The 23,170-nt window shown below is 61.2% G+C and carries 20 protein-coding genes; 6 read left to right on the forward strand and 14 right to left on the reverse strand.

Annotated features, from left to right (window positions below):
* Positions 1-53: 53 nt before the first annotated feature.
* From groL to REH34_RS10760, 5 genes are all read right to left on the reverse strand, one after another.
* Positions 54-1,700: a chaperonin GroEL gene (gene groL / locus REH34_RS10740; protein ID WP_226502949.1), complete on the reverse strand. Its 1,647-nt coding sequence runs from the start codon at positions 1,698-1,700 to the stop codon at positions 54-56.
* Between the two features lie 52 nt (positions 1,701-1,752).
* Complete coding sequence (locus REH34_RS10745) at positions 1,753-2,046, reverse strand: co-chaperone GroES (RefSeq protein WP_226502948.1); 294 nt, start codon at positions 2,044-2,046, stop codon at positions 1,753-1,755.
* 255 nt (positions 2,047-2,301) lie between these two features.
* Complete coding sequence (locus REH34_RS10750) at positions 2,302-2,793, reverse strand: FxsA family protein (protein WP_226502947.1); 492 nt, start codon at positions 2,791-2,793, stop codon at positions 2,302-2,304.
* A gap of 63 nt (positions 2,794-2,856) precedes the next feature.
* Positions 2,857-3,588 carry a DUF2470 domain-containing protein gene (locus REH34_RS10755; RefSeq protein ID WP_311971629.1) on the reverse strand — a complete coding sequence of 244 codons (732 nt, stop codon included), beginning with the start codon at positions 3,586-3,588 and terminating at the stop codon, positions 2,857-2,859.
* A gap of 126 nt (positions 3,589-3,714) precedes the next feature.
* Complete coding sequence (locus REH34_RS10760; RefSeq protein WP_226502945.1) at positions 3,715-4,734, reverse strand: DUF481 domain-containing protein; 1,020 nt, start codon at positions 4,732-4,734, stop codon at positions 3,715-3,717.
* A gap of 82 nt (positions 4,735-4,816) precedes the next feature.
* Between REH34_RS10760 and REH34_RS10765 the strand changes: the two genes are divergently transcribed.
* On the forward strand, positions 4,817-5,173 hold the full coding sequence (locus REH34_RS10765; protein ID WP_311971630.1) for an MGMT family protein: 357 nt from the start codon (positions 4,817-4,819) through the stop codon (positions 5,171-5,173).
* Between the two features lie 55 nt (positions 5,174-5,228).
* Entirely contained in the window at positions 5,229-6,764 is a 1,536-nt protein-coding gene (locus REH34_RS10770; protein ID WP_226502943.1) for an AmpG family muropeptide MFS transporter, read from the forward strand.
* A 100-nt stretch (positions 6,765-6,864) separates the two neighbouring features.
* Here the strand turns inward: REH34_RS10770 and REH34_RS10775 are convergent, their stop codons facing one another.
* Both REH34_RS10775 and REH34_RS10780 read right to left on the reverse strand, forming a co-directional pair.
* Complete coding sequence (locus REH34_RS10775; protein ID WP_226502942.1) at positions 6,865-7,710, reverse strand: mechanosensitive ion channel family protein; 846 nt, start codon at positions 7,708-7,710, stop codon at positions 6,865-6,867.
* Between the two features lie 124 nt (positions 7,711-7,834).
* Positions 7,835-8,314: a YajQ family cyclic di-GMP-binding protein gene (locus REH34_RS10780; RefSeq protein ID WP_226502941.1), complete on the reverse strand. Its 480-nt coding sequence runs from the start codon at positions 8,312-8,314 to the stop codon at positions 7,835-7,837.
* 222 nt (positions 8,315-8,536) lie between these two features.
* Between REH34_RS10780 and REH34_RS10785 the strand changes: the two genes are divergently transcribed.
* The 3 genes from REH34_RS10785 to REH34_RS10795 all read left to right on the forward strand — a co-directional run bounded on the left by REH34_RS10785 (position 8,537) and on the right by REH34_RS10795 (position 12,180).
* Positions 8,537-9,454, forward strand: a complete 918-nt coding sequence (locus tag REH34_RS10785; protein WP_311971631.1) for a putative 2-dehydropantoate 2-reductase — start codon at positions 8,537-8,539, stop codon at positions 9,452-9,454.
* Between the two features lie 132 nt (positions 9,455-9,586).
* Positions 9,587-11,614 carry an ATP-binding protein gene (locus REH34_RS10790; RefSeq protein ID WP_311971632.1) on the forward strand — a complete coding sequence of 676 codons (2,028 nt, stop codon included), beginning with the start codon at positions 9,587-9,589 and terminating at the stop codon, positions 11,612-11,614.
* Positions 11,615-11,616: 2 nt separating this feature from the next.
* Positions 11,617-12,180 carry a cob(I)yrinic acid a,c-diamide adenosyltransferase gene (locus REH34_RS10795; RefSeq protein WP_311971633.1) on the forward strand — a complete coding sequence of 188 codons (564 nt, stop codon included), beginning with the start codon at positions 11,617-11,619 and terminating at the stop codon, positions 12,178-12,180.
* Positions 12,181-12,288: 108 nt separating this feature from the next.
* Here REH34_RS10795 and REH34_RS10800 read toward each other — a convergent pair whose 3' ends face one another.
* The 3 genes from REH34_RS10800 to secA all read right to left on the reverse strand — a co-directional run bounded on the left by REH34_RS10800 (position 12,289) and on the right by secA (position 17,377).
* Positions 12,289-13,230, reverse strand: a complete 942-nt coding sequence (locus REH34_RS10800; RefSeq protein WP_311971634.1) for a Nudix family hydrolase — start codon at positions 13,228-13,230, stop codon at positions 12,289-12,291.
* 68 nt (positions 13,231-13,298) lie between these two features.
* Positions 13,299-14,516 carry a bifunctional glutamate N-acetyltransferase/amino-acid acetyltransferase ArgJ gene (argJ, locus tag REH34_RS10805; RefSeq protein ID WP_311971635.1) on the reverse strand — a complete coding sequence of 406 codons (1,218 nt, stop codon included), beginning with the start codon at positions 14,514-14,516 and terminating at the stop codon, positions 13,299-13,301.
* A gap of 116 nt (positions 14,517-14,632) precedes the next feature.
* The gene (gene secA, locus REH34_RS10810) at positions 14,633-17,377 is read right to left on the reverse strand and encodes a preprotein translocase subunit SecA (RefSeq protein WP_226502935.1); all 2,745 of its coding nucleotides are present in this window, start codon (positions 17,375-17,377) and stop codon (positions 14,633-14,635) included.
* Between the two features lie 261 nt (positions 17,378-17,638).
* Between secA and REH34_RS10815 the strand changes: the two genes are divergently transcribed.
* Entirely contained in the window at positions 17,639-18,094 is a 456-nt protein-coding gene (locus REH34_RS10815; protein WP_226502934.1) for a DUF721 domain-containing protein, read from the forward strand.
* A 659-nt stretch (positions 18,095-18,753) separates the two neighbouring features.
* On the opposite strand, the gene lpxC is transcribed toward REH34_RS10815, so the two are convergent.
* The 4 genes from lpxC to REH34_RS10835 form a co-directional block, all read right to left on the reverse strand.
* Positions 18,754-19,665 (reverse strand): UDP-3-O-acyl-N-acetylglucosamine deacetylase, encoded by a 912-nt coding sequence (gene lpxC / locus REH34_RS10820; protein WP_226502933.1) that lies wholly within the window; start codon positions 19,663-19,665, stop codon positions 18,754-18,756.
* 112 nt (positions 19,666-19,777) lie between these two features.
* Positions 19,778-20,968 carry a cell division protein FtsZ gene (gene ftsZ / locus REH34_RS10825; RefSeq protein WP_226502932.1) on the reverse strand — a complete coding sequence of 397 codons (1,191 nt, stop codon included), beginning with the start codon at positions 20,966-20,968 and terminating at the stop codon, positions 19,778-19,780.
* A gap of 58 nt (positions 20,969-21,026) precedes the next feature.
* Positions 21,027-22,289 carry a cell division protein FtsA gene (gene ftsA / locus REH34_RS10830; RefSeq protein ID WP_226502931.1) on the reverse strand — a complete coding sequence of 421 codons (1,263 nt, stop codon included), beginning with the start codon at positions 22,287-22,289 and terminating at the stop codon, positions 21,027-21,029.
* 14 nt (positions 22,290-22,303) lie between these two features.
* Positions 22,304-23,170: a cell division protein FtsQ/DivIB gene (locus REH34_RS10835; protein WP_311971636.1), complete on the reverse strand. Its 867-nt coding sequence runs from the start codon at positions 23,168-23,170 to the stop codon at positions 22,304-22,306.

Genomic DNA, 23,170 nt, shown 5'->3' on the forward strand with positions numbered 1-23,170 from the left:
AAAAAATCCCGCTACGAGAGCGGGATTTTTTATTCAGCAGGATGAAGCAGCGATTACATCATGCCGCCCATACCACCCATGCCGCCCATGTCTGGCATGCCGCCGCCAGCAGAACCTTCAGCCTTCGGCTTGTCAGCGATGGCCGCTTCGGTGGTCAGGATCAGACCGCCGATGGAAGCAGCTGCTTGCAGTGCCGAACGAGTCACCTTGGTAGGGTCCAGGATGCCCATTTCGATCATGTCGCCGTAGACGCCAGTCGCAGCGTTGTAACCGTAGTTACCTTTGCCGTTCTTGACTTCGTTGACCACAACGCTTGGCTCGTCGCCGGAGTTGGCAGCGATCTGGCGCAGCGGCGCTTCAACGGCGCGACGCAGTACAGCGATACCGACGTTCTGGTCAGCGTTTTCGCCGGTCAGATTGGTCAGCGCTTCCAGAGCACGGATCAGCGCAACGCCACCGCCAGGTACCACGCCTTCTTCGACGGCTGCACGGGTTGCGTGCAGGGCGTCTTCAACGCGGGCTTTCTTCTCTTTCATTTCAACTTCGGAACCAGCACCAACCTTGATCACTGCAACGCCGCCAGACAGCTTGGCCAGACGCTCTTGCAGTTTTTCACGGTCGTAGTCCGACGAGGTTTCGCCAACCTGGGTACGGATCTGGGTGATACGTGCCTGGATGTCCTGATCAACCCCAGCACCGTCAACGATGATGGTGTTTTCTTTGGAGATGGTCACGCGCTTGGCGCTACCCAGGTTTTCCAGGGTGGCGCTTTCCAGGCTCAGGCCGATCTCTTCGGAGATGACGGTACCGCCGGTCAGTACAGCGATGTCCTGCAGCATGGCCTTGCGACGGTCGCCGAAGCCAGGAGCCTTGACGGCTGCAACTTTGACGATGCCACGCATGTTGTTCACGACCAGAGTCGCCAGGGCTTCGCCTTCAACGTCTTCGGAAACGATCAGCAGCGGACGACCGGCTTTGGCAACGGCTTCCAGCACTGGCAGCATTTCGCGGATGTTGGAAATCTTTTTGTCGACCAGCAGGATCAGCGGGCTGTCCAGCTCGGCAACCATGGTTTCCGGCTTGTTGACGAAGTACGGGGACAGGTAGCCACGGTCGAACTGCATGCCTTCTACGACCGACAGCTCGTTTTCCAGGCCAGTGCCTTCTTCAACGGTGATCACGCCTTCTTTACCGACTTTTTCCATGGCTTCGGCAATGATGTCGCCGATGGAGCTGTCGGAGTTGGCCGAGATGGTGCCGACCTGAGCGATAGCCTTGGTGTCAGCGCATGGCTTGGACAGGTTTTTCAGCTCGGCAACAATGGCGACGGTCGCCTTGTCGATGCCGCGCTTGAGGTCCATCGGGTTCATGCCAGCAGCGACGGCCTTGTAGCCTTCGTTGACGATAGCCTGAGCCAGCACGGTAGCGGTGGTGGTGCCGTCGCCGGCGTCATCGTTGGCACGGGAGGCAACGTCTTTGACCAGCTGCGCGCCCATGTTTTCGAAACGATCTTCGAGTTCGATTTCTTTGGCGACGGAAACGCCGTCCTTGGTGATGGTCGGAGCGCCGAAGCTCTTCTCGATGATCACGTTACGGCCTTTAGGGCCCAGGGTCGCTTTTACTGCGTCAGCCAGGACGTTGACACCGGTGAGCATCTTTTTGCGGGCGGAGTCGCCGAATTTAACTTCTTTAGCAGCCATGATCGATAATCCTTAAATACTTTGTAGTAACGGGAAAATGGGCGGGGCGGTATCAGTCTTCCAGTACAGCGAGAATCTCGTTCTCAGCCATTACCAGCAGATCTTCGCCGTCGATTTTCACAGTGTTGCTGCCGGAGTAAGGGCCGAACACAACCTTGTCACCCACCTTCACGGCCAGCGCGCGGACTTCGCCGTTTTCCAGCGACTTGCCAGGACCAGCAGCGAGAATCACACCGTGGTTGGCTTTTTCAGCAGCCGAACCTGGCAGAACGATACCGCCAGCGGTTTTCTTTTCTTCTTCACTACGACGGATGACTACGCGGTCATGCAGAGGACGAAGCTTCATTGTCGATCTCTCCTAATTATGGTTTTCATCAGCCAGTGCTCTCACCGGCGGGTTGGTTCAGTCCGGCGTTGCCGGTCGCGGCTCGACGGGCGAGACGCGGAATTTGTCCAGCATGGATGCTGGAAACCTTTCGGTGACCCATACATAAGGTCGCGCTAAACGATTACAAGGGCTGCGGCACAATTTTTTTCGTTTTCAGAGGTCTGCAATGCAAAACGGCCCCCGTAGGAGCCGTCTGAAAAATCATGAACGGGTTCAGTGATCGCGACGCTCGAAATCGCCCTCGATCACCTCGCCTTCGATGACTTCCGGCGGGCGACGCGATGGCGTGGCCGAGCCGGCAGCAGGACCACGGGGTTGCAGGTCATCGGCGAACGCGCGCTGGCGCATCGACTGGGCCTGAGCGCGCGCACGGATCTTGCGCGCCAGGATGTTGCGGGTGAAAGGCATCAGGCAGATGACACCCAACACATCGCTGATGAAGCCCGGCAACAGCAACAGTCCACCGCCAATGGCGAACATCAGGCCATCGAACACCTGGTCGGCGGGCATCTCGCCACGCTGCAACGCTTCACGGGTGCGCAGCACCGTGGCCAGGCCGGCCAGACGCATGACCATCACACCCAGGGCCGAACCGATGATGATCATCAGCAAGGCCGGAAAGAAGCCGATCGCGGTGCTGACTTTGAAGAACGTATACAGCTCAAGCACCGGGAACAGCAGAAACAACACTAAAAAGGCACGCATCAAGGTTTCCTCTACGCAAGAACGCTTGCAGTAGACCGTAGATGGCGTCGATAAATCGTGAATTCAAGCGTCAGCGGTCTCGCGACCCGGCCAGTGCGTTGCTTGAGCCAGTAAAACCAGGGCCTCACGGACTTGTATCGGCGTATTACAAGGTGCTGCGAAGGGCAACCACCAAAGCGCCTGGCCGATGCGCAAGTGCATCCCTTCGCTGTCGATACCTGCCAGCACCGCTGGCTCGCCGTCGGGCAACCCGGCCAATGCCACGTAGTGGGCAATGGCCTTGGCATGGTCGGCATTCATATGCGCAACCATGCTGGTCTCGACCTTGCCGATGAAAGGATTGGCCAGGGTGACGTCGTCGAGCCAGTGAATGGCACCGAAGCCGCCGATATAGCGATGGCGCACCGGGGTCAGCACCCAGAAATCGAAATCGTGGGCCTGGTGGTAGTTTTGCGAGTCGGGGAAGAATTGGTAGTAGCGGTTCGCCGCTGACTCGATGGCCGCCGGGTCAAGCAGCTTGCTCGCCTCGGCCAACACGGTAAGACGGCCTACCGCCTGCACATCTTCGGCGCCGCGCTCGCTGACCAGCAGCGAGCATTTTGGGTCCAGCGCAAGATTATGGGTGTGCTGGGCGATCCGGCTGATGAGGATCAGCGGGTAGCCATCGGCATCCAGGCAATAAGGCACCACTGAGCCGAAAGGAAATCCGGGCATGGCTTTGGAGTGGGTCGACAGCACCCCGCGATAATCCTTGAGCAGCAGTTCGCGGGCTTGCTTGATGGCTTTGGCGCTCATCGCAACGGCTCCTCCTAAATAATGTAGAGAGGGGGCTTGCCCCCGATTCAGTGTGTCAACCACAGCGATGTTGACGGGTCTACTGGATCGGGGGCAAGCCCCCTCTTTACATAGGTAAGCCTGTGCTTACCAAGTCACACCCAGGCCTGCGGTGTAACGGGTGGTGTTGAGGTCGCTGTTGGTAGTACCGGACACCTGGTCCTTCTCGGCCTTGAGGTTGAGCGAGGCCCATTCGGTCAGCTTGTAGCGCAGGCCGATATCGGCATCCAGGCTGTAGGTCGCAGTATTATCCAAAGGCCGGCCCAGCTCGCCAGTGGTGAAGAACTGCACCGTCTTGCCAATGAGGTAGCGGCTGTAATCCCATTTCAACGCCGTTGAATAGAAGTTGACCTGGTTGCCATCGCTGTAGCGGTAATCAGTACGGTTGAGCAAGCCGGTCAGCGAGAACGCGCCTAGCTCGTCATCCCAGAACTGGTAGCCAGGACCGGTACCGACGGTGCGCTGGCGTTCGAGATCCTCGACGTGATCGCTCTTGTAGTCAACGCGCCCTTGCCAGAACCACTTGTCGGTAATGAAACGGTCGAGGGCATACTCGGCGCTCCAGTTATCGGTGGTGGTGATGCCGTCCTGGGATTCGCGGTTGTACTCGCCCGTGGCGTTATGGCGCCACTTGCCATGGCGGGCCTGGGTCTTGAAGGCGATGTTGTAGTCATCGGTATCGGTATCGGCGCGCTTGAAGTCCAGAGCCAGATCGACGTTGCCGGTAAAGGTCAGGTCCTGGATGATCGGCTTGGGCTTCATGATCTGCTGGATGCTGGCAATGGGGACCGTTTTTGGCGCCTCGCCATTTTCCAGGGTGACCTTGCCGTCGTCCGACGCCTTGATCGACTTGGCCTTCTCGCCGGTGTAGGCGTCCTGCTTGACCAGCAGTTCCTGATCGCTTTGCAAGGTCTTGACCTGCTTCATGTCGATCGGGATGGAGCCGCCGTACGGGGTATCGAGCATCAGCTTGCCGCCGTCGAACACCTTGATCGTCCCGGTCAGACGGTCACCATTCTTCATCCAGACGGTGTCAGCCATGGCGGCGGAAGATGCAGAAAAGGCAGCAACGCAGAGAAGGGTTCTTTTCAACGTAGGTGTCAACATAGGCGGTATCGGGGCTCTTGGCTCACGAACTGTAGGTGCGACAATTCGTTTCAGTGATGGCAGAACAAGGACAGACTTGCGAATGACCGATGAGTTCCCTGATTTTTCAGGACCATTTCCGATTGATGGCGCGGACCGTCGACGCGAGGCGCTCTACATCGCGCTGGCGGCGGTGCCAGCCGGCCATGTCGTTAGCTACGGACAGCTGGCCGAGTTGGCAGGCCTTGGCCGCGCTGCGCGCTGGGTTGGCAGGACACTGAGCCAATTGCCAGAAGGCAGCACCCTGCCCTGGCACCGCGTGGTAGCTGCTGGCGGTCGCCTGAGCCTGCCGCTCGGCAGCCCGAGCGGCGACGAACAACGAGCGCGATTACGCAGCGAGGGTGTTCAGATAATGAATAATCGTGTGGATATTGCTCGGCATGGCTGGCGCCCGATGTAGCAGTGCGGTTAGAGTGCGCGCTTTGTTTTCGCACTTTTGAGGCAGATTTCAGCCCATGCCCCGCAAAACCTGGCGCGCCGCGCTCGCCGCTTATGCCAGCCCGTCCACCCTTGTGCTGTTGCTGCTTGGCTTTGCCGCCGGCATGCCCTACATGCTGGTGTTCTCTACCCTGTCCGTCTGGCTTCGGGAAGCCGGTGTGGCCCGTGAAACCATCGGCTACGCCAGCCTGATCGGTCTCGCCTATGCGTTCAAATGGGTATGGTCGCCGCTGCTCGATCAATGGCGTCTGCCCCTGCTCTATCGCCTGGGCCGTCGTCGGTCGTGGCTGGTATTGGCGCAGACGCTGGTGATTCTGGGCCTGGTCGGCATGAGCTTCTGCGACCCGCAAAAACATCTGTCCTGGTTGATCGCCATTGCGGTGGTCGTCGCGTTTGCGTCCGCCACCCAGGACATCGCCATCGATGCCTATCGCCTGGAAATCGCCGAAGACAGCCAGCAAGCCGCCCTGGCCGCGAGTTACATGGCGGGCTACCGCGTCGCCGCACTGTTGGCCACCGCAGGCGCTTTGTTCTTCGCCGAGGGCTTCGGCTCCACCGGCTATGCGTACCTGCACAAGGCGTGGGCCGGCACTTACCTGCTGTTCGGGCTGTTGATGGTGCCAGCGCTGCTGACCACGCTGCTGATGCGCGAGCCGGCGGTCACCTTGCGCACGCAACTGTCGGCGGGCCGCTATAGCTTCAGCCACCAGGTGGCCTCGGTGCTGGTGCTGATCATCTTGCTGGTGTCGGTGCCCGCCATGTTCACCCAGCTGTACAACACCGACTTCGCCAGCGTGGTGCTGGGCACCGAAAGCGTGGCCGGGCTGTTCATGGATGACCGCGCCTTCCTGCGGGCCATCCTCTACATCACCCTCACCGCGCTGTGCCTCTCCGCCGTCGGCCGCCGCGGCCTGGCGCCGGTGCTGACGCCGGTCAACGACTTCATCCTGCGCTACCGCTGGCAGGCCTTTCTGTTGTTGGGGCTGATTGCCACGTATCGGATGTCGGACACAGTGATGGGCGTGATGGCCAATGTGTTCTATATCGACCAAGGCTTCACCAAGGACCAGATCGCCAGCGTCAGCAAGCTGTTCGGCCTGATCATGACCCTGGTCGGTGCCGGCGTCGGTGGCCTGTTGATCGTGCGCTTCGGCATCCTGCCGATCTTGTTCATCGGCGGCGCGGCCTCGGCGGGCACCAACCTGCTGTTCCTGATGCTGGCCGACATGGGCCCCAATCTGCGCATGCTGATTGTCACCATCTCGCTCGACAATTTCAGCTCGGGGCTGGCGACATCGGCCTTCGTCGCTTATCTGTCGAGCCTGACCAACCTCAAGTTTTCCGCCACCCAGTACGCCCTGCTGAGCTCGATCATGCTGTTGCTGCCACGCTTGATCGGCGGTTATTCGGGCGTGATGGTCGAGAAGTACGGGTATCACCAGTTCTTTTTGATCACCGCGATCATGGGCGTGCCGACGCTGGTGCTGATCGCCATCCACTGGTTTCAGGAAGCGCGGCGCGAGCCGATCGAGAGCGAGGCGCCTGAGGCTTAGGCGGCGCCCTTGATGGCCAGCCCAGCCCGCACAATGCCGGGTCAATAAAAAGCCCCGAAACGCTCAGCGATTCGGGGCTTTTTCGTTGCGGCGAGGGGGCTTATTTCCCCGGAGCCGCCTCTTGCATGACCCGAACCACCCGTTGCGGGAACGGGATCTCGATGCCTTCGGCCCGCAAACGGTCGCGGATTTCGCCGTTGAGCATGTTGGTCACGCCGCCCATGTCGCCGGTATTGACCCACATGCGCAGCGAAACGGTGATCGAGCTGTCACCCAGCGCGGCCACCACCGCTTCTGGCGCCGGGGATTCCAGCACGCGCGAGTCCTTGGCCAGATCGAGGAGGATCTCCCGAGCCTTCTGCAGGTCGGCGTCGTAGTCGATGCCGATGTCATAGGTGATCTTGCGCGTCGGCTGACGGTTGGTATTGGTGATGATGCCGTTGGACAGGTTGCCGTTGGGCATGATCACCGTCTTGTTGTCGCCGGTACGCACCACGGTGTGGAAGATCTGGATGCTGTCGACGGTGCCGGCAACGCCTTGCGCCTCGATCCAGTCACCGATACGGAACGGGCGGAACAGCAAGATCAGCACCCCACCGGCGAAGTTCGCCAGGCTGCCCTGCAATGCCAGGCCGATGGCCAGACCGGCAGCACCGATAGCGGCGACGAAGGAGGTGGTCTCGACCCCGATCATCGAGGCCACGCTGACGATCAGCAGAATTTTCAGAATGATGTTGGCCAGGCTGCCGATAAAGCCCTGCAGCGCCAGATCGATGTGGCGCAAGGCCAGGAGTTTTTGCAGATTGCTGGTCACCCGGTTGATCAACCACCAGCCGACGCACAGGGTCACCAGCGCCAGGATCAGCTTGCTGCCGTATTGCATGACCATCGGAATCCAGGCCTGCGACGCCTGGACCAGATGGTTGACTTGAGCGTTCAAATCCATGGAGCTTTCCTCTTTTCAATTCGCGCTTTTCGTTTGAAACAACAATGGCAACCGCAGTTGCCATTGCATGGGGCGTGGGACGCCCCCGGGCGCGAGAGGTTCAACGCCCTGGACCTTGCCCGACTCAGTCGCGGAAGTTGTTGAACTGCAGCGGCATGTCGAACTCCTTGGCGCGCAGGGCCGCGATGGCTTCCTGCAGATCATCGCGCTTCTTGCCGGTCACCCGTACCTGCTCGCCCTGAATGGCGGCCTGGACTTTCAACTTGGCGTCCTTGATATGGGCAACGATCTTCTTCGCCAATTCTTTATCGACACCTTCGCGCAGCGTCGCTTCCTGCTTCATTTCCTTGCCCGACGCATAGGCGTCTTTGATTTCGAGGCACTTGATATCCAGCTTGCGCTTGATGAGCGACAGCTTGAGGATCTCGATCATCGCCTCGAGCTGAAAGTCGGCCTCGGCGGTCAGGGTCACGGTCAATTCCTTGAACGCGAAACTGCCTTTGCCTTTGAGGTCGTAGCGGCGGTCGAGCTCCTTGATGGCGTTGTCGACCGCGTTGGTTACTTCGTGTTTGTCCAACTCGGACACGACGTCGAACGAGGGCATGCTGATTTCTCCAGATAGGTGAGCGTGGCACCCGACATTGGCCGGCCACGCTTGACTTGACGACTTGCAACAGAGCGTCATTATAACGAGCGGCATTATAACGATTGCCAGGGCCGCGAGCCGATTCGCGACAGAGTCGTTGGAATGCATCGCGGGCGCGGGCGTTCCCCTGATCTGCGGATTTTATCCTCATTGTGCGAGCCTTTTCATGCTGAACCCTTCATGAACACCACCTGGCATGTACTGGGCGCCGGCAGCCTGGGCAGCCTCTGGGCCTGCCGCCTGGCGCGTAGCGGGCAGGCGGTGCGCTTGATTCTGCGCAACGAAGGCCGCCTGCAGGCTTACCAAGCGGCCGGCGGCCTGACGTTGATCGAACAGGGCGTTCCCCACACCTTTGCGATAGACGCCGAAGGCCCTGAAGCACAAACCCCGATCAAACGTCTGCTGGTGGCCTGCAAGGCCTACGACGCCGCCCTTGCGGTGGCCGCACTCAAGCATCGACTGAACGCCGACAGCGAGGTGATCCTGTTGCAGAACGGCCTCGGCAGCCAGGACGAGGTCGCCGCCCAACTCGGCCACGCGCGCTGCATCCTGGCTTCCAGTACCGAAGGCGCCTTTCGCCACGCAGACTGGCAGGTGGTGTTCGCCGGCCACGGTTTCACTTGGCTTGGCGACCCGCTGCGCCCGCAGCCGCCAGATTGGCTTGGCGCGTTGTCGGCGAGCGGCATCGCCCACGAGTGGACCGCCGATATCACCACCCGCCTGTGGCGCAAGCTGGCCCTCAACTGCGCGATCAACCCCCTGACGGTGCTGTACGACTGTCGCAATGGCGGGCTGCAAAGCCATCACTGCGAAGTGGCGAGCCTGTGCGCCGAGCTGGCGCACTTGCTCGAACACTGCGGCCAACCGGCAGCCGCTCAGGATTTGCACAGCGAGGTCGAGCGGGTGATTCACGCCACGGCGGCGAATTTCTCGTCGATGCATCAGGATGTGAGCCAGCGGCGCCGGACCGAGATCCACTACCTGCTGGGGCATGCCTGTGCGACGGCCCAGCGCCATGGTCTGGTACTGGCACATCTGCAACAACTGCAGGTGCGGTTGGTCCAACATTTGAACGCCCTTGGCCTGCCCACCGAATAACCTTCCTCTGTGGGAGCGGGCTCTGCCCGCGAAGCGGTTGAAGCCGAAAGCTGGACGCGCGCAAGCCCACAGGGATTTGCACAGGGCTTGAGTTAGACTGTGTAGCCACCTCGCCTTCTATCAGGACCTTTGATGCCACTGCGCCAGCGCCTTGAAAACCTGCCCGTCGGCCAGAAACTCCTGGCCGCCCTCCTGGCACTGCTGATTACCGTGTTGCTGGTCGCCAACCTGACGTTCATCAGCGCTGCGTACTGGATCTCCCAGGAAAGCATGGCGCCCCAAGCCTTGCAGACCATCGGCCGACTGGTTTCCAACCCCGACCTGGCGCGCCAGGCGCTGGAGTCCAAGGACCGCGCCAACGACCTGCTGCAGGAGCTCGACAGCTACACGCCCTTGCGCGCGGCGGCGCTGTACGACGGCGACGGCAACCTGATGGGCCAGCTTCAGCACGGTCACCACCTCGATCTGCCAGCGCATTTTCGCCACATGCAGGACTGGCGCCTGAGCGAGTTCCGCAGCAACCAGCTGATCGAGCTGCCACGGGCTGGCAAAGCATCCGGCCACCTGCTGCTGGTGGCCACCAGTGAATTGCCGATGGCGTTCTACACCGGCACCCTCACCGCCAGCCTCGGCATTCTGGTCTTCAGCGTGCTGCTGTGGATGATCATCGCGCGGCAGATCAAGCGGCTGATCACGCAACCCATCTATCAACTCGAAGAACTCTCGCGCCAGGTCACTCGCGAAGAGAACTACGCCCTGCGCGCCCGCCCCGGCAATCATGACGAGATCGGCAGCCTGGCAGAAGCCTTCAATACCATGCTGTCGCGCATCGAGGCCCGCGAGCAGCAGCTCAAGCGCGCCCGTGACGACTCCGATGCCGCCTACTCCCAGGCCCAGGGCCTGGCCGAGGAAACCCGCCACACCAATCGCAAGCTCGAACTCGAAGTGCAGGTGCGCAGCAAGATCGAGAAAAAACTCACCGGCTTCCAGAACTACCTCAACAGCATCATCGACTCCATGCCCTCGGCGCTCATCGCCCTCGACGAACAGCTGTACGTGACGCAGTGGAATCAGGAGGCCAGCGCGCTCTCGGGCACGCCGCTGGATGAAGCCCTGAATCAGCCGATCTTCCTCGCATTCGAGCCGCTCAAGCCGTTCTTGCCGCAGCTCAAGACCACCGTAGAGCAACACGTGGTCGCCAAGATCGACCGCGTCACCTGGACCCGCGACGACACCGCCAAGCACTACGCCCTGACCTTCTACCCACTGGTCGGCGGCGCGGGACGTGGCGTGGTGATCCGCATCGATGACATCACTCAGCGCCTGTCACTGGAAGAAATGATGGTGCAGTCGGAAAAAATGCTCTCGGTCGGCGGCCTGGCAGCGGGCATGGCCCACGAGATCAACAATCCTCTGGGCGCGATCCTGCACAACGTGCAGAACATTCGCCGGCGTCTGTCGGCGGACTTGCCGAAGAACCTCGAATACGCCGAGCAGGCGGGCATCGATCTGGAGACAGTCAACCGCTACCTGATCAGCCGCGAGGTCCCGCAACTGCTCGACGGCATCGCCCAGGCCGGCGGCCGAGCGGCGAAGATCGTCACCCACATGCTCAGCTTCAGCCGCCGCAGCACCCGCCAGATGGCGCCGTGCGACCTGCCGGCACTCATCGACCAGGCCGTGGACATCGCCGGCAACGACTTCGACCTGACCATCGGCTTCGACTTCAAGGGCCAGAACATCGTGCGTCAGTTCGACGCCCGCCTGGGGCCGGTACCCGGCACCGCCAACGAACTCGAACAAGTACTGCTCAACCTGCTGAAAAACGCCGCCCAGGCGATCCACCAGCGCGAACCCGGCGGCGAGCCAGGGCGTATCACCCTGCGCACCCGGCTGAACCCGCCCTGGGCGGAAATTCAGGTCGAGGACAATGGCGTCGGCATGACGGAAAACGTGCGCAAACGCACCTTCGAACCGTTCTTCACCACCAAGGAAATCGGCCAAGGCACGGGCCTCGGGCTGTCGGTCTCGTATTTCATCATCACCAACAACCACAAGGGCCAGATGGAGGTGCAGTCGACACAAGGCGTCGGCACCTGCTTCACCTTGCGCCTGCCGCTGGAGAACACTCCCCCGGCCATTCAACAAACGGAGCTTTGATCATGGGCTTTCGCCTGTCGAAAATTTACACCCGCACTGGCGACACGGGCGAAACCGGTTTGGGCGACGGACGTCGCGTGCCCAAGGACCACCCCCGCGTCGAGGCGATTGGTGAAGTCGACACCCTCAACAGCCAACTCGGCTTGCTGCTCGCCGGGCTGGCACAGGAGTCGGAGTTGCACGAAGTACTCGCCGTGCTCACCCCCTGCCAACACCGCTTGTTCGACCTCGGCGGCGAACTAGCGATGCCGGCCTATCAGGCGCTGAATCAGCTGGAAGTCGAGCGCCTGGAAAAGGCAATCGATCTATGGAACGAGGAGTTGGGGCCCTTGGAGAATTTCATTCTGCCGGGCGGCTCGAGGCTCATTGCCCAGGCCCACGTCTGCCGCAGCCTGGCCCGCACAGCAGAGCGTCGTTGCCAGCAACTGAACGCCATAGAACCGCTGGAAGGCGTCGCCTTGGCCTACATCAATCGCCTATCGGATCTGCTGTTCGTTGCCGCAAGGATCATCGCCCGGCGCCAAGGCGTAAAGGAAATCCTCTGGCAGGCCGCGGCGAAACCTTGAGGTCGGCTGTGTGTTTGCCGGCCTCTTCGCGAGCAAGCTTTGCTCCCACGGGTGTACATTTGTAGGAGCAAGGCTTGCCCGCGAAAGGGCCAGCATAGACGCCGCGAATCAATCAGGCCAGAAGGCGCGGATGCCGGCGACACCTTGAGCACCCAGCTCATGCGCTCTGGAAGCGTCCGAAGGCCCCACCCCACCTAATAAAAACACAGGACGATTGAAGCCAACGATCAACTCCCCTGCCCGATCCCAGCCCAAGGGCTGCGCATCAGGGTGAGTCTGGGTCGGCTGCACCGGCGACAACGTGATGAAATCCACATCCATCTGCCGCGCCAGCGCGACCTCCTCGGCATCATGGCAAGACGCCGCCAGCCACCGCTCCTTCGGAAACGGCCGGCCCTTGCTCGCATACTTGCGCAGCTGCGCTGAGGTCAGGTGCCAGCCAGCCGAAGGGAAATCCCCCAGCCATTCCAACGGCCCCTTGAGCATCAACTGCGCCTTGCCCGCACACAAACCGGCAGCGTCCACCGCCAGATCGCGGTACTGCGGATCGTAGCCATTGGGCGCCCTCAGTTGCACCAGCCTGATGCCGCCAGCGATAGCCTTTTGCAAGCCGCGCAGCAGCACCGGCGTGTCCAGCTCGCCAGGGGTGATCAGATACTGGCTAGGCAAGCTGGCCGCCGCGACGATCGGCCGATTGGCCTCAGGGAAGTCGTAGTGCAGCAGCTCCCTGGACGTCACCCAGACCAGCGGCTGGCCCTCGGCGCCATGGGGCTCGCCGGTGAAGGCCGACACCTCCCAGACGTCGAGCAAGACGTGTTTGTCGACATAATCATGGCTGACCTTGATCAGCGGCCGGGCTTGCGTGACCTGGATACCCAACTCCTCGGCCAGCTCGCGCTTGAGGGCGTGCTGAACATCTTCGCCGTCCTTGACCTTGCCACCGGGAAATTCCCATAGGCCGCCTTGATGCTGGGTCTCGGCCCGTCGAGCGATCAGAATCTTGCCGTCGGCACCGCGTATCACGGCGGCGGCTACGTGGATGCGTTTCACAAGTGCCTCCTGGGACCAACCCTCTGTGGGAGCCGGCTTGCGCGCTCCCACAGAGGGAGGTGCAAATATTAAGTGCGGTATTCGGCGTTGATCTTCACGTACTCGTGGGACAGGTCAGTGGTCCAGATGGTTTCGCTGCAGTCGCCACGGCCCAGTTCGATACGGATAGTGATCTCTTCACGCGCCATCACCGCCGAGCCCTGCTCTTCGGTGTAGGTCACCGCACGAGCGCCCTGGCTGGCGATATTGACCTCGCCCAGGTAGACGTCGATCAGGCTGACATCCAAGTCCGGCACGCCAGCACGCCCGACTGCCGCCAGAATCCGGCCCCAGTTAGGGTCCGACGCGAACAACGCGGTCTTGATCAGCGGCGAGTGAGCCACGGTATAACCGACGTCCAGGCACTCCTGATGATTGCCACCGCCGTTGACCTCGACCGTCACGAACTTGGTTGCCCCTTCACCGTCACGGACGATGGCCTGGGCCACTTCCATGCACACCTCGAACACCGCCTGCTTTAGCTTGGTGAACAGTTCGCCGCTGGCCGCCGTGATTTCCGGCAGCGCCGCCTGACCGGTCGCGATCAGCATGCAGCAGTCGTTGGTGGACGTATCGCCGTCGATGGTAATGCGGTTGAACGACTTGTTGGCACCGTCGCGCATCAGGTCTTGCAGCACTGCCGGCGCCACCTTGGCGTCGGTGGCGATGTAGCCCAGCATGGTTGCCATGTTCGGCCGAATCATCCCCGCGCCCTTGCTGATACCGGTCACGGTGACGGTCACGCCATCGTGCTGAAACTGCCGGCTGGCGCCTTTAGGCAAGGTGTCGGTGGTCATGATGCCAGTGGCAGCCGCCGCCCAGTTATCCACAGACAGGTCGTCCAGCGCAGCTTGCAGTGCGCCTTCGATCTTCTCGACCGGCAGCGGCTCGCCGATCACACCGGTCGAGAACGGCAGCACGGCGCTGGCGTCGACACCGGTCAGCTCGGCCAGTTTGGCAGTGGTGCGCTCGGCGGCCAGCAGGCCCGGCTTGCCGGTACCGGCGTTAGCGTTGCCAGTGTTGGTCAGCAGATAACGCACGGGGCCGCCGACGCGCTGCTTGGACAGGATCACAGGCGCGGCGCAGAACGCGTTGAGGGTGAACACGCCGGCGACGCTGGAGCCTTCGGCGCAGCGCATGACCACGACATCCTTGCGCCCTGGGCGCTTGATGCCGGCACTGGAGATGCCGAGTTCAAAACCGGGAACCGGGTGCAGCGTAGGCAAAGGACCAAGACCGACAGCCATGTAAGCGCTCCTTGAATGGAATCTGCGTCGCGGCATCGGGCCGCGGCGGCAATGATGGAAAAACGCCGCGAACGGCAAGCCGTTCGCGGCGCGATACAACAGGTTACCGGCAGCTGTCAGTCAATCTTGCCGTGACAGTGCTTGAATTTCTTGCCCGAACCACACCAGCACAGCTCGTTGCGGCCGAGCTTCTGGTCGTTGCGCACCGGCTCGGAAACTGCCAGGGCAACGTCCACCGGCTCTTCCAGTGCCAGCGTTTCAGGCTGATCCAGGCCAGGCGCTTCGGCGTGCTGGAACTGCATCCGAGAGGCCAGGTTTTCGGCCTCTTGACGCAGGCGGGCTTCTTCCTCGATCGGGTCTTCGCGACGCACCTGAACGTGCGACAACACGCGGATGGTGTCGCGCTTGATCGAGTCCAGCAGTTCCTGGAACAGGGTGAACGACTCGCGCTTGTATTCCTGCTTCGGGTTCTTCTGAGCGTAGCCGCGCAAGTGGATACCGTGACGCAGGTGGTCCATGGTCGACAGGTGGTCTTTCCACAGGTCGTCAAGGACGCGCAGCAGGATCTGCTTCTCGAAGGTGCGCAGCGCGTCAGCACTGGCCTGCTCTTCTTTCTCGTTGTAGGCCAGCAGCAGCTCGGCCAAGAGTTTTTCGCGCAGGGTTTCTTCATACAGCTGGGCGTCGTCGTCGAGCCATTGCTGAACCGGCAGCTTGACGCCGAAGTCGGTGAACAACGCCGCCTCGAGACCGGCCACGTCCCACTGCTCAGGCAGCGATTGCGGCGGAATGTGGGTGGCGATGGTGTTGTTCAGCACTTCCTGGCGGAAGTCAGCAATGGTTTCGCCGATGTTGACCATGGCCAGCAAGCTGTTGCGCATGTGATAGATCACTTTGCGCTGCTCGTTGGCGACGTCGTCGAACTCCAGCAGTTGCTTGCGGATATCGAAGTTGCGGCCTTCGACCTTGCGCTGCGCCTTTTCGATGGCGTTGGTGACCATGCGGTGTTCGATGGCCTCACCGGACTGCATGCCCAGTGCCTTCATGAAGTTCTTCACGCGGTCGGAGGCGAAGATACGCATCAGGCTGTCTTCGAGCGACAGGTAGAAGCGGCTCGAACCGGTGTCGCCCTGACGACCGGCACGACCCCGCAGCTGGTTGTCGATACGGCGCGACTCGTGACGCTCGGAGGCGATCACGTGCAGGCCACCGGACTCGAGAACCTGCTGGTGACGCTTCTGCCAGTCGGCCTTGATCTGGGCGATCTGCTCGGGGGTCGGATTTTCGAGCGAGGCCACTTCGACCTCCCAGTTGCCGCCCAGCAGGATGTCGGTACCGCGACCAGCCATGTTGGTAGCGATGGTCAGCGCGCCCGGACGGCCCGCCTGGGCGATGATCTCGGCTTCCTTCTCGTGGAACTTGGCGTTGAGCACCTTGTGCTCGATGCCTTCCTTGTCGAGCAAGGCGGACATATGCTCGGAGGTTTCGATGGTGGCCGTACCGACCAGCACCGGTCGCCCCAACGCCATGCTTTCCTTGATGTCGGTGACGATGGCCGCGTATTTCTCGTCCGCGGTCAGGTACACCAAGTCGTTGAAATCCTTGCGCGCCAACGGACGGTTGGGCGGGATGACCATGACATTGAGGGAATAGATCTGGTGGAACTCGAACGCTTCGGTGTCAGCCGTACCGGTCATGCCGGACAGCTTGTTGTAGAGGCGGAAGTAGTTCTGGAAGGTGGTCGACGCCAGGGTCTGGCTTTCGGCCTGGATGTTGAGGTTCTCTTTGGCCTCGATGGCCTGGTGCAGGCCTTCGGACAGGCGACGGCCCGGCATGGTACGGCCGGTATGCTCGTCGACCAGCAGGATCTGGCCGTCCTGGACGATATACTCGACGTTGCGATTGAACAGCTTGTGAGCGCGCAGACCGGCATACACGTGGGTCAAGAGGCCCAGGTTGTGCGCCGAGTAGAGGCTCTCGCCTTCGGCCAGCAAGCCGACCTGGGTGAGCATCTCCTCGATGAACTGGTGGCCGGCTTCGTTGAGCTCGACCTGACGGCTCTTCTCGTCGACGGTGAAGTGCCCTTCTTTGGTGACTTCGCCTTCGACTTCTTCGATGTGCTGTTCCAGACGCGGGATCAGGCGGTTGATCTCGGTGTACAGGCGCGAGCTGTCTTCGGCCTGGCCGGAGATGATCAGCGGCGTACGGGCTTCGTCGATGAGGATGGAGTCGACTTCGTCGATCACGGCGAAATTGAGTTCGCGCTGGAATTTCTCTTCCAGGCTGAACGCCATGTTGTCGCGCAGGTAGTCGAAACCGAATTCGTTGTTGGTGCCGTAGGTGATGTCCGAAGCGTAGGCGATGCGTTTTTCGTCAGGCGGCGCGAACGGCGTGACGACGCCCACGGTGAGGCCGAGGAATTCGTACAGCGGACGCATCCAGTTGGCGTCGCGACGGGCCAGGTAGTCGTTGACCGTGACCACGTGCACGCCTTTGCCGGACAGTGCGTTGAGATATACCGCCAGGGTCGCGCAGAGGGTCTTGCCCTCACCGGTACGCATCTCGGCGATCATGCCTTCATGCAGCGTCATGCCGCCGATCAGCTGAACGTCGAAGTGGCGCATACCCATGATGCGCTTGCCGGCCTCCCGGCACACGGCGAAGGCTTCAGGCAGCAGCTTATCGAGAGTCTCACCTTTTGCCAGGCGGGCCTTGAACTCCTCGGTCTTGGCGCGCAATTGCTCGTCCGAGAGGGCCACCATTTGCTCTTCGAAGGCATTGACGACAGCAACCGTCTTGAGCATGCGTTTGACTTCACGCTCGTTCTTGCTTCCAAAAAGTTTCTTTAACAAAGGCGCAAACATATCGGCAGTTTCTTCCACACATAGGGATGGAGGGCGGCCCCGTGAGTCGCCCGAGCAGCCCTGATGGCCGCATGCGAACGAGCATTCTACCCGGAAACGATGGAGAGGAAAGTGGCTCGATGTCCACGATGCTGGCACAGCGCTGTGACGGGGCTTTTTTACAATAAGGGCTTTTGCGTCAACTTCAACCCATTGACGCATAAGTTATGTTGCCAGGGCATCTGTTACCATAGGTGCTCTGTAACCTCCGGTGTCCCCCCCATGGCCTTTCGCCCCCTCCCCGCCAAGGCTCCCGCCGCCTTGTTGCGCGAAGCCAAGCCGCTGAAGGCGCTGTTCAGCCAGGCCCAGCGTCTGGGTCATCTGCAACGATTGCTCGAGAGTCAGCTGCAACCTGCGGCGCGGGAATTCTGCCGCGTGGCGTCGTGGCGCGAAGGCACTTTGCTGCTGGTGGTCACCGACGGGCACTGGGCCACACGCCTGCGCTACCAGCAAAAACGCCTGCAGCGCGATCTCACGGCGCTGGAGGAATTCGCCAGCCTGACGCGCATCCTCTTCAAGGTGCAACCGCCCACGGTGCAGAGCGCAGCGGCCGGGCATGCGATCGATCTGTCGGTACGCTCGGCCGAGAATATCCAGGCCACTGCCGAGGGGATTACCAATCCTGGGTTGCGTGCGGCGCTGGAGCGATTGGCCAGTCATGGCAAGCCTAAAACTTGATCGCGTGGGTGTCGGCCTGGGCTGGGTTTACGGCCGCTTGATGACCAGAGTGGGTTGGGGATCGGGGTGGTTCTGCTTTCGAGCCGGCCTTGGGGTTGCGGCCCCCGCCATTGGCCCTTCGCCTTGGCTCAGGGTGCCCGCGCTTCGACGCACTGGCGAGGGGCACGCCCCGATGGGCCTTCCGTGGCCCAACGGGGCTTAGCCGGCATCCATGCCGGCTATCCCCTCGCCAGTGCGTCGAAACGCGGCCTGCTGGAAGGGGGCCGCAACCCCAAGACCGCCTCGAAAGCAGAACAGTGACATCTGCGTCGTTTGTTCAGCTTTTCAAAGCTGCTCCACGCACCTCAAATCTCGGCTGGTGCTTTGCTGCGGGCCTGTGCGGATCGCCCCTCCAGCAGGCCGCGTGCAGGCGCCTGAAGAGAGGGAGATCCCGACAGGATGCCGGGTCAGGCGTGTTGGGCCATGGATGGCCCATTGCGCCGTGCCCTCTCTTCAGGCGTCTGCACGCGGGTACCCTGAGCCTTGGCGAAGGGCCAATGGGCAGGGCGAGCCGCACAGGCCCGCAGCAAAGCACCACACCCCGCCCTCGAAAAGCGACCATAAAAAAAGCCACCCGAAGATGGCTTTTCAAACTGAGAGAGAAACGTTCGAAACTGTACTTACACGGCCGCGACAGGACGCATGTAAGAGATCGGTGCCGTACTGGCATCTTCGAAAGTCACCACTTCCCAGGCATCTTTCTGTGCAATGAGCTTGCGCAGAAGCTGGTTGTTCAGTGCATGGCCCGACTTGAAGCCCTGGAACTCACCGATCAGGCTGTTGCCCAGCAGGTAGAGGTCACCAATGGCGTCGAGGATCTTGTGCTTGACGAACTCGTCCTCATACCGCAGGCCGTCTTCGTTGAGCACGCCGTCCTTGTCGACCACGATAGCGTTTTCGACGCTACCACCGAGTGCGAGGTTGTGCTTGCGCAGGTACTCGAGGTCACTCATGAAACCGAAAGTGCGCGCGCGGCTGACTTCTTTCACGAACGAAGTGCTGGAAAAATCCACGCTGGCAATCTGGGTGCGGTCACGGAACACAGGGTGATCGAAATCGATCTCGAAACTCACCTTGAAGCCTTCGAAAGGGACGAAAGTGGCGCGCTTGTCGCCGTCTTCCACTGTCACTTCGCGCAGGATGCGGATGAATTTCTTGGCGGCGTCCTGCTCTTCCAGGCCGGCCGATTGAATCAGGAATACGAAGGGTCCAGCGCTACCATCCATGATCGGGACTTCGGACGCGGAGAGCTCGACGTAGGCGTTATCGATGCCCAGGCCAGCCATGGCCGAGAGCAGATGCTCCACCGTGTCTACCTTGGTATCGCCGTTGACCAGAGTGGTCGACATCGTTGTCTCGCCGACGTTTTCCGCGCGAGCGGGAATCTGGACGATCGGGTCCAGGTCGGCGCGAACGAAGACGATGCCGGTATCCACCGGTGCAGGCTTGAGGGTCAGGTATACCTTCTCCCCAGAGTGCAGGCCTACCCCAGTGGCACGGATAATATTCTTCAGGGTGCGTTGTTTAATCATGGCATTGGCCGCTTCAGCGCAAATTGCGAACTGGTATCAACAAAGGCTGGCGATAATAGCAGCTCCGACCTTTGCTGAACACCAATCACCCTAATACCCCTGATAAATTGCATTAATCGGCCTGGCGACGCAGGAAGGCCGGGATGTCCAGATAATCCAGATCATCTTGCGGATTCAGCTTCGCGGCCGCAGCGGCACCGGCCTGAGCCTGATTGCGCATGACGGTCGGACGATCCAGGTCACGGTAGTTCACCGATGGCAGTTCCTGACGGGCAGGCGCTGGAGCGGCGGACTGTGCGGACATGGTCTGCAAGGTGTTGTCGATGATCTTCACCGGCTTCTCGATTTTCGCGCCCAGGCCCGTCGCGACTACAGTCACGTGCAGCTCGTCGCGCATATCGGGATCGATCACGGTGCCGACCTTGACCATCGCGTGTTCGGAGGCGAACGCTTCGATGATGCTACCGACATCCGAGTACTCGCCCAGCGACAGGTCGGGACCTGCGGTGATGTTCACCAGGATACCGCGAGCACCTTGCAGGTTGACGTCCTCGAGCAGCGGGTTGCGAATCGCCGCCTCGGTGGCTTCACGTGCACGATTAGGACCGCTGGCGCAGCCAGTGCCCATCATCGCCATGCCCATCTCGCTCATCACGGTACGCACGTCGGCGAAGTCGACGTTGATCATGCCCGGACGCTTGATGATGTCCGAGATACCGCGAACGGCACCGGCCAGCACGTCGTCGGCCTTGGCGAAAGCCGACAGCAGGCTGGCGTCCTTGCCGAGGATGGTCAGCAGTTTCTCGTTCGGGATGGTGATCAGCGAATCGACGCTTTCCGACAGCATACGGATGCCTTCGTCGGCGATCTGCATGCGCTTGCGGCCTTCGAACGGGAACGGACGCGTGACCACCGCAACGGTCAGGATGCCCATTTCCTTCGCCACTTCGGCAATGATCGGGGCCGCACCGGTACCGGTACCGCCACCCATGCCGGTGGTGATGAAAACCATGTTGGTGCCCGCCAGCACTTCAGCGATGCGCTCGCGATCTTCGAGAGCGGCCTGACGACCGACTTCCGGGTTGGCGCCTGCGCCCAGGCCCTTGGTGACGCCGGTACCCAGTTGCAGAATGGTGCGTGCACCAATGCTTTTCAGGGCTTGAGCATCGGTGTTGGCGCAGATGAACTCGACGCCTTCGATGTTGCTCTTGACCATGTGATTGACCGCGTTGCCGCCGCCACCACCAACGCCGATCACTTTAATGACCGGGCTTTGTGGGATGTTGTCTACGAGTTCGAACATGTTCCCTCTCCTTCAGTTCTCTAGTTTTTTCGCCTACTGCCCATTACCGCTTTTGAAGCTAGAAATTGCCCTGCACCCACCGCTTCAACCGCTCTAGCACTGGGGCTTTCTCTTCTTCGCCATAACCGCTGTTGCTGCTACTGCTGATTCCGGACAGGTTGACGCCATCGGACTGCTTCTGCAGGCCATACATCAACAAACCCACTGCTGTGGAATAGATCGGATTGCGGATCACGTCACCGAGGCCGCGCACCGTGTGCGGTACACCGAGGCGTACCGGCATGTGGAAAATTTCTTCGGCCAGCTCCGTGGCCCCTTCCATTTTCGAAGTGCCGCCGGTCAGCACGATGCCGGCCGGGATCAGGTCTTCGTAGCCGCTGCGACGCAGTTCGGCATGGATCAGGGTGAACAGCTCGTCGTAGCGCGGCTCGACCACTTCGGCCAAGGCCTGACGGGACAGCTCGCGCGGTGGACGATCGCCAACGCTCGGCACTTTGATGGTTTCGCCGGCACCGGCCAGCTTGGCCAGGGCGCAGGCGTAACGGATCTTGATCTCTTCGGCATACTGGGTCGGCGTGCGCAGGGCCATGGCGATGTCGTTGGTGACCTGATCGCCGGCGATCGGGATCACTGCCGTGTGGCGGATGGCGCCTTCGGTGAAAATCGCGATGTCGGTTGTACCGCCGCCGATGTCCACCAGGCACACGCCCAGCTCTTTCTCGTCATCGGTCAATACCGAATAGGCCGAGGCCAGCTGCTCGAGGATGATGTCGTCGATTTCCAGACCACAGCGACGCACGCACTTCTCGATGTTCTGCGCGGCGTTGACTGCGCAGGTCACCACGTGGACCTTGGCTTCCAGGCGCACGCCCGACATGCCCAGTGGCTCGCGGACGCCTTCCTGGTTGTCGATCACGTAATCCTGCGGCAGCGTGTGCAGCACGCGCTGATCGGCGGGAATGGCGACGGCCTGGGCGGCGTCGAGGACGCGCTCAAGGTCGGCCATGCTCACTTCGCGATCGCGAATGGCGACGATACCGTGGGAGTTGAGGCTGCGGATATGATTGCCCGCCACACCGACGAAGGCCGAGTGAATCCGGCAACCGGCCATCAGCTGCGCTTCTTCGATGGCGCGCTGGATCGACTGCACTGTGGACTCGATATTGACCACCACGCCCTTCTTCAGGCCGCGGGAAGGATGGGTACCGATCCCGACGATATCCAGGGTGCCGTCGGCCGCGACTTCGCCTACCAGCGCCACCACCTTGGAGGTGCCGATATCCAGACCGACGATCATTTTGCCGCTTTGCACGTTTGCCATGGTCCTGCCTCTTCTTAATTCTTCGCGACCGCGGGTTTTTCCCCGGTCGGGGCAATCGGTTCGCGCCAGCTGACGGCCAGGCCGTTGGCATAACGCAGGTCGATGCTCGCAATATTCGTAATCTGTTCTTTGAGCGTCTTGTCGTAAATGACGATAAAGCGACGCATCTTCTCGATCAGGTGATCCCGCCCTAGCAGCAATTCGATGCCCGGCCCGGCGCTGCCAGCACCGGTGGTCAGGAACCAGCTGCCGCGTTCACGCAATTCGAGCCTGGCGACGGAGAAGCCCAGCGGCCGCAACATCTGACTCAACACTTGATACTGCTGCATGACTTGTTGCTGAGCACGCTGCGGGCCGTACAGCTGCGGCAGGTGCTCATAGTTGGCCAGCTCGCGCGGGGCGAAGGCTTCACCCTGGTTGTTCAACAGGGCGCTGTCACCCCAACGCGCGACTGGCAGCTGTTCTTCAAGGCGGATCACCACCTGATCGGGCCACACCCGACGCACTTCGGCGTGGGCGATCCAGGGCATTTTCTCCAGTTCCGTGCGCATGCTCGCCAGATCGATGGTGAAAAAGCTCGCAGCGATGTAGGGCGCAATGCGCTGCTGCACCGCCTGCTGGCTGATGTAGCTGAGGTCGCCCTGCACCGCGACCTTGGTAATCGGGCGGTCGGCATAAGGCATCAGGCGCTGGGCACCGATGTAGGTGCCATAGCCCAGCGCCACCAGCAATATTGGCCACATGAGCATTTTCAGAAAGCCGAAATTGGCCTTCGGCAGGCGCACCGACATCGGCTCCTTGGCCACCATACGACTGGCGCCACGGGGCACCGGCTTGCGGCTCGGAGCGGGAATCTGGTGACGAATCGATGCGCCCTGCAT

The sequence above is a fragment of the Pseudomonas baltica genome (assembly GCF_031880315.1).
Lineage (GTDB): Bacteria > Pseudomonadota > Gammaproteobacteria > Pseudomonadales > Pseudomonadaceae > Aquipseudomonas.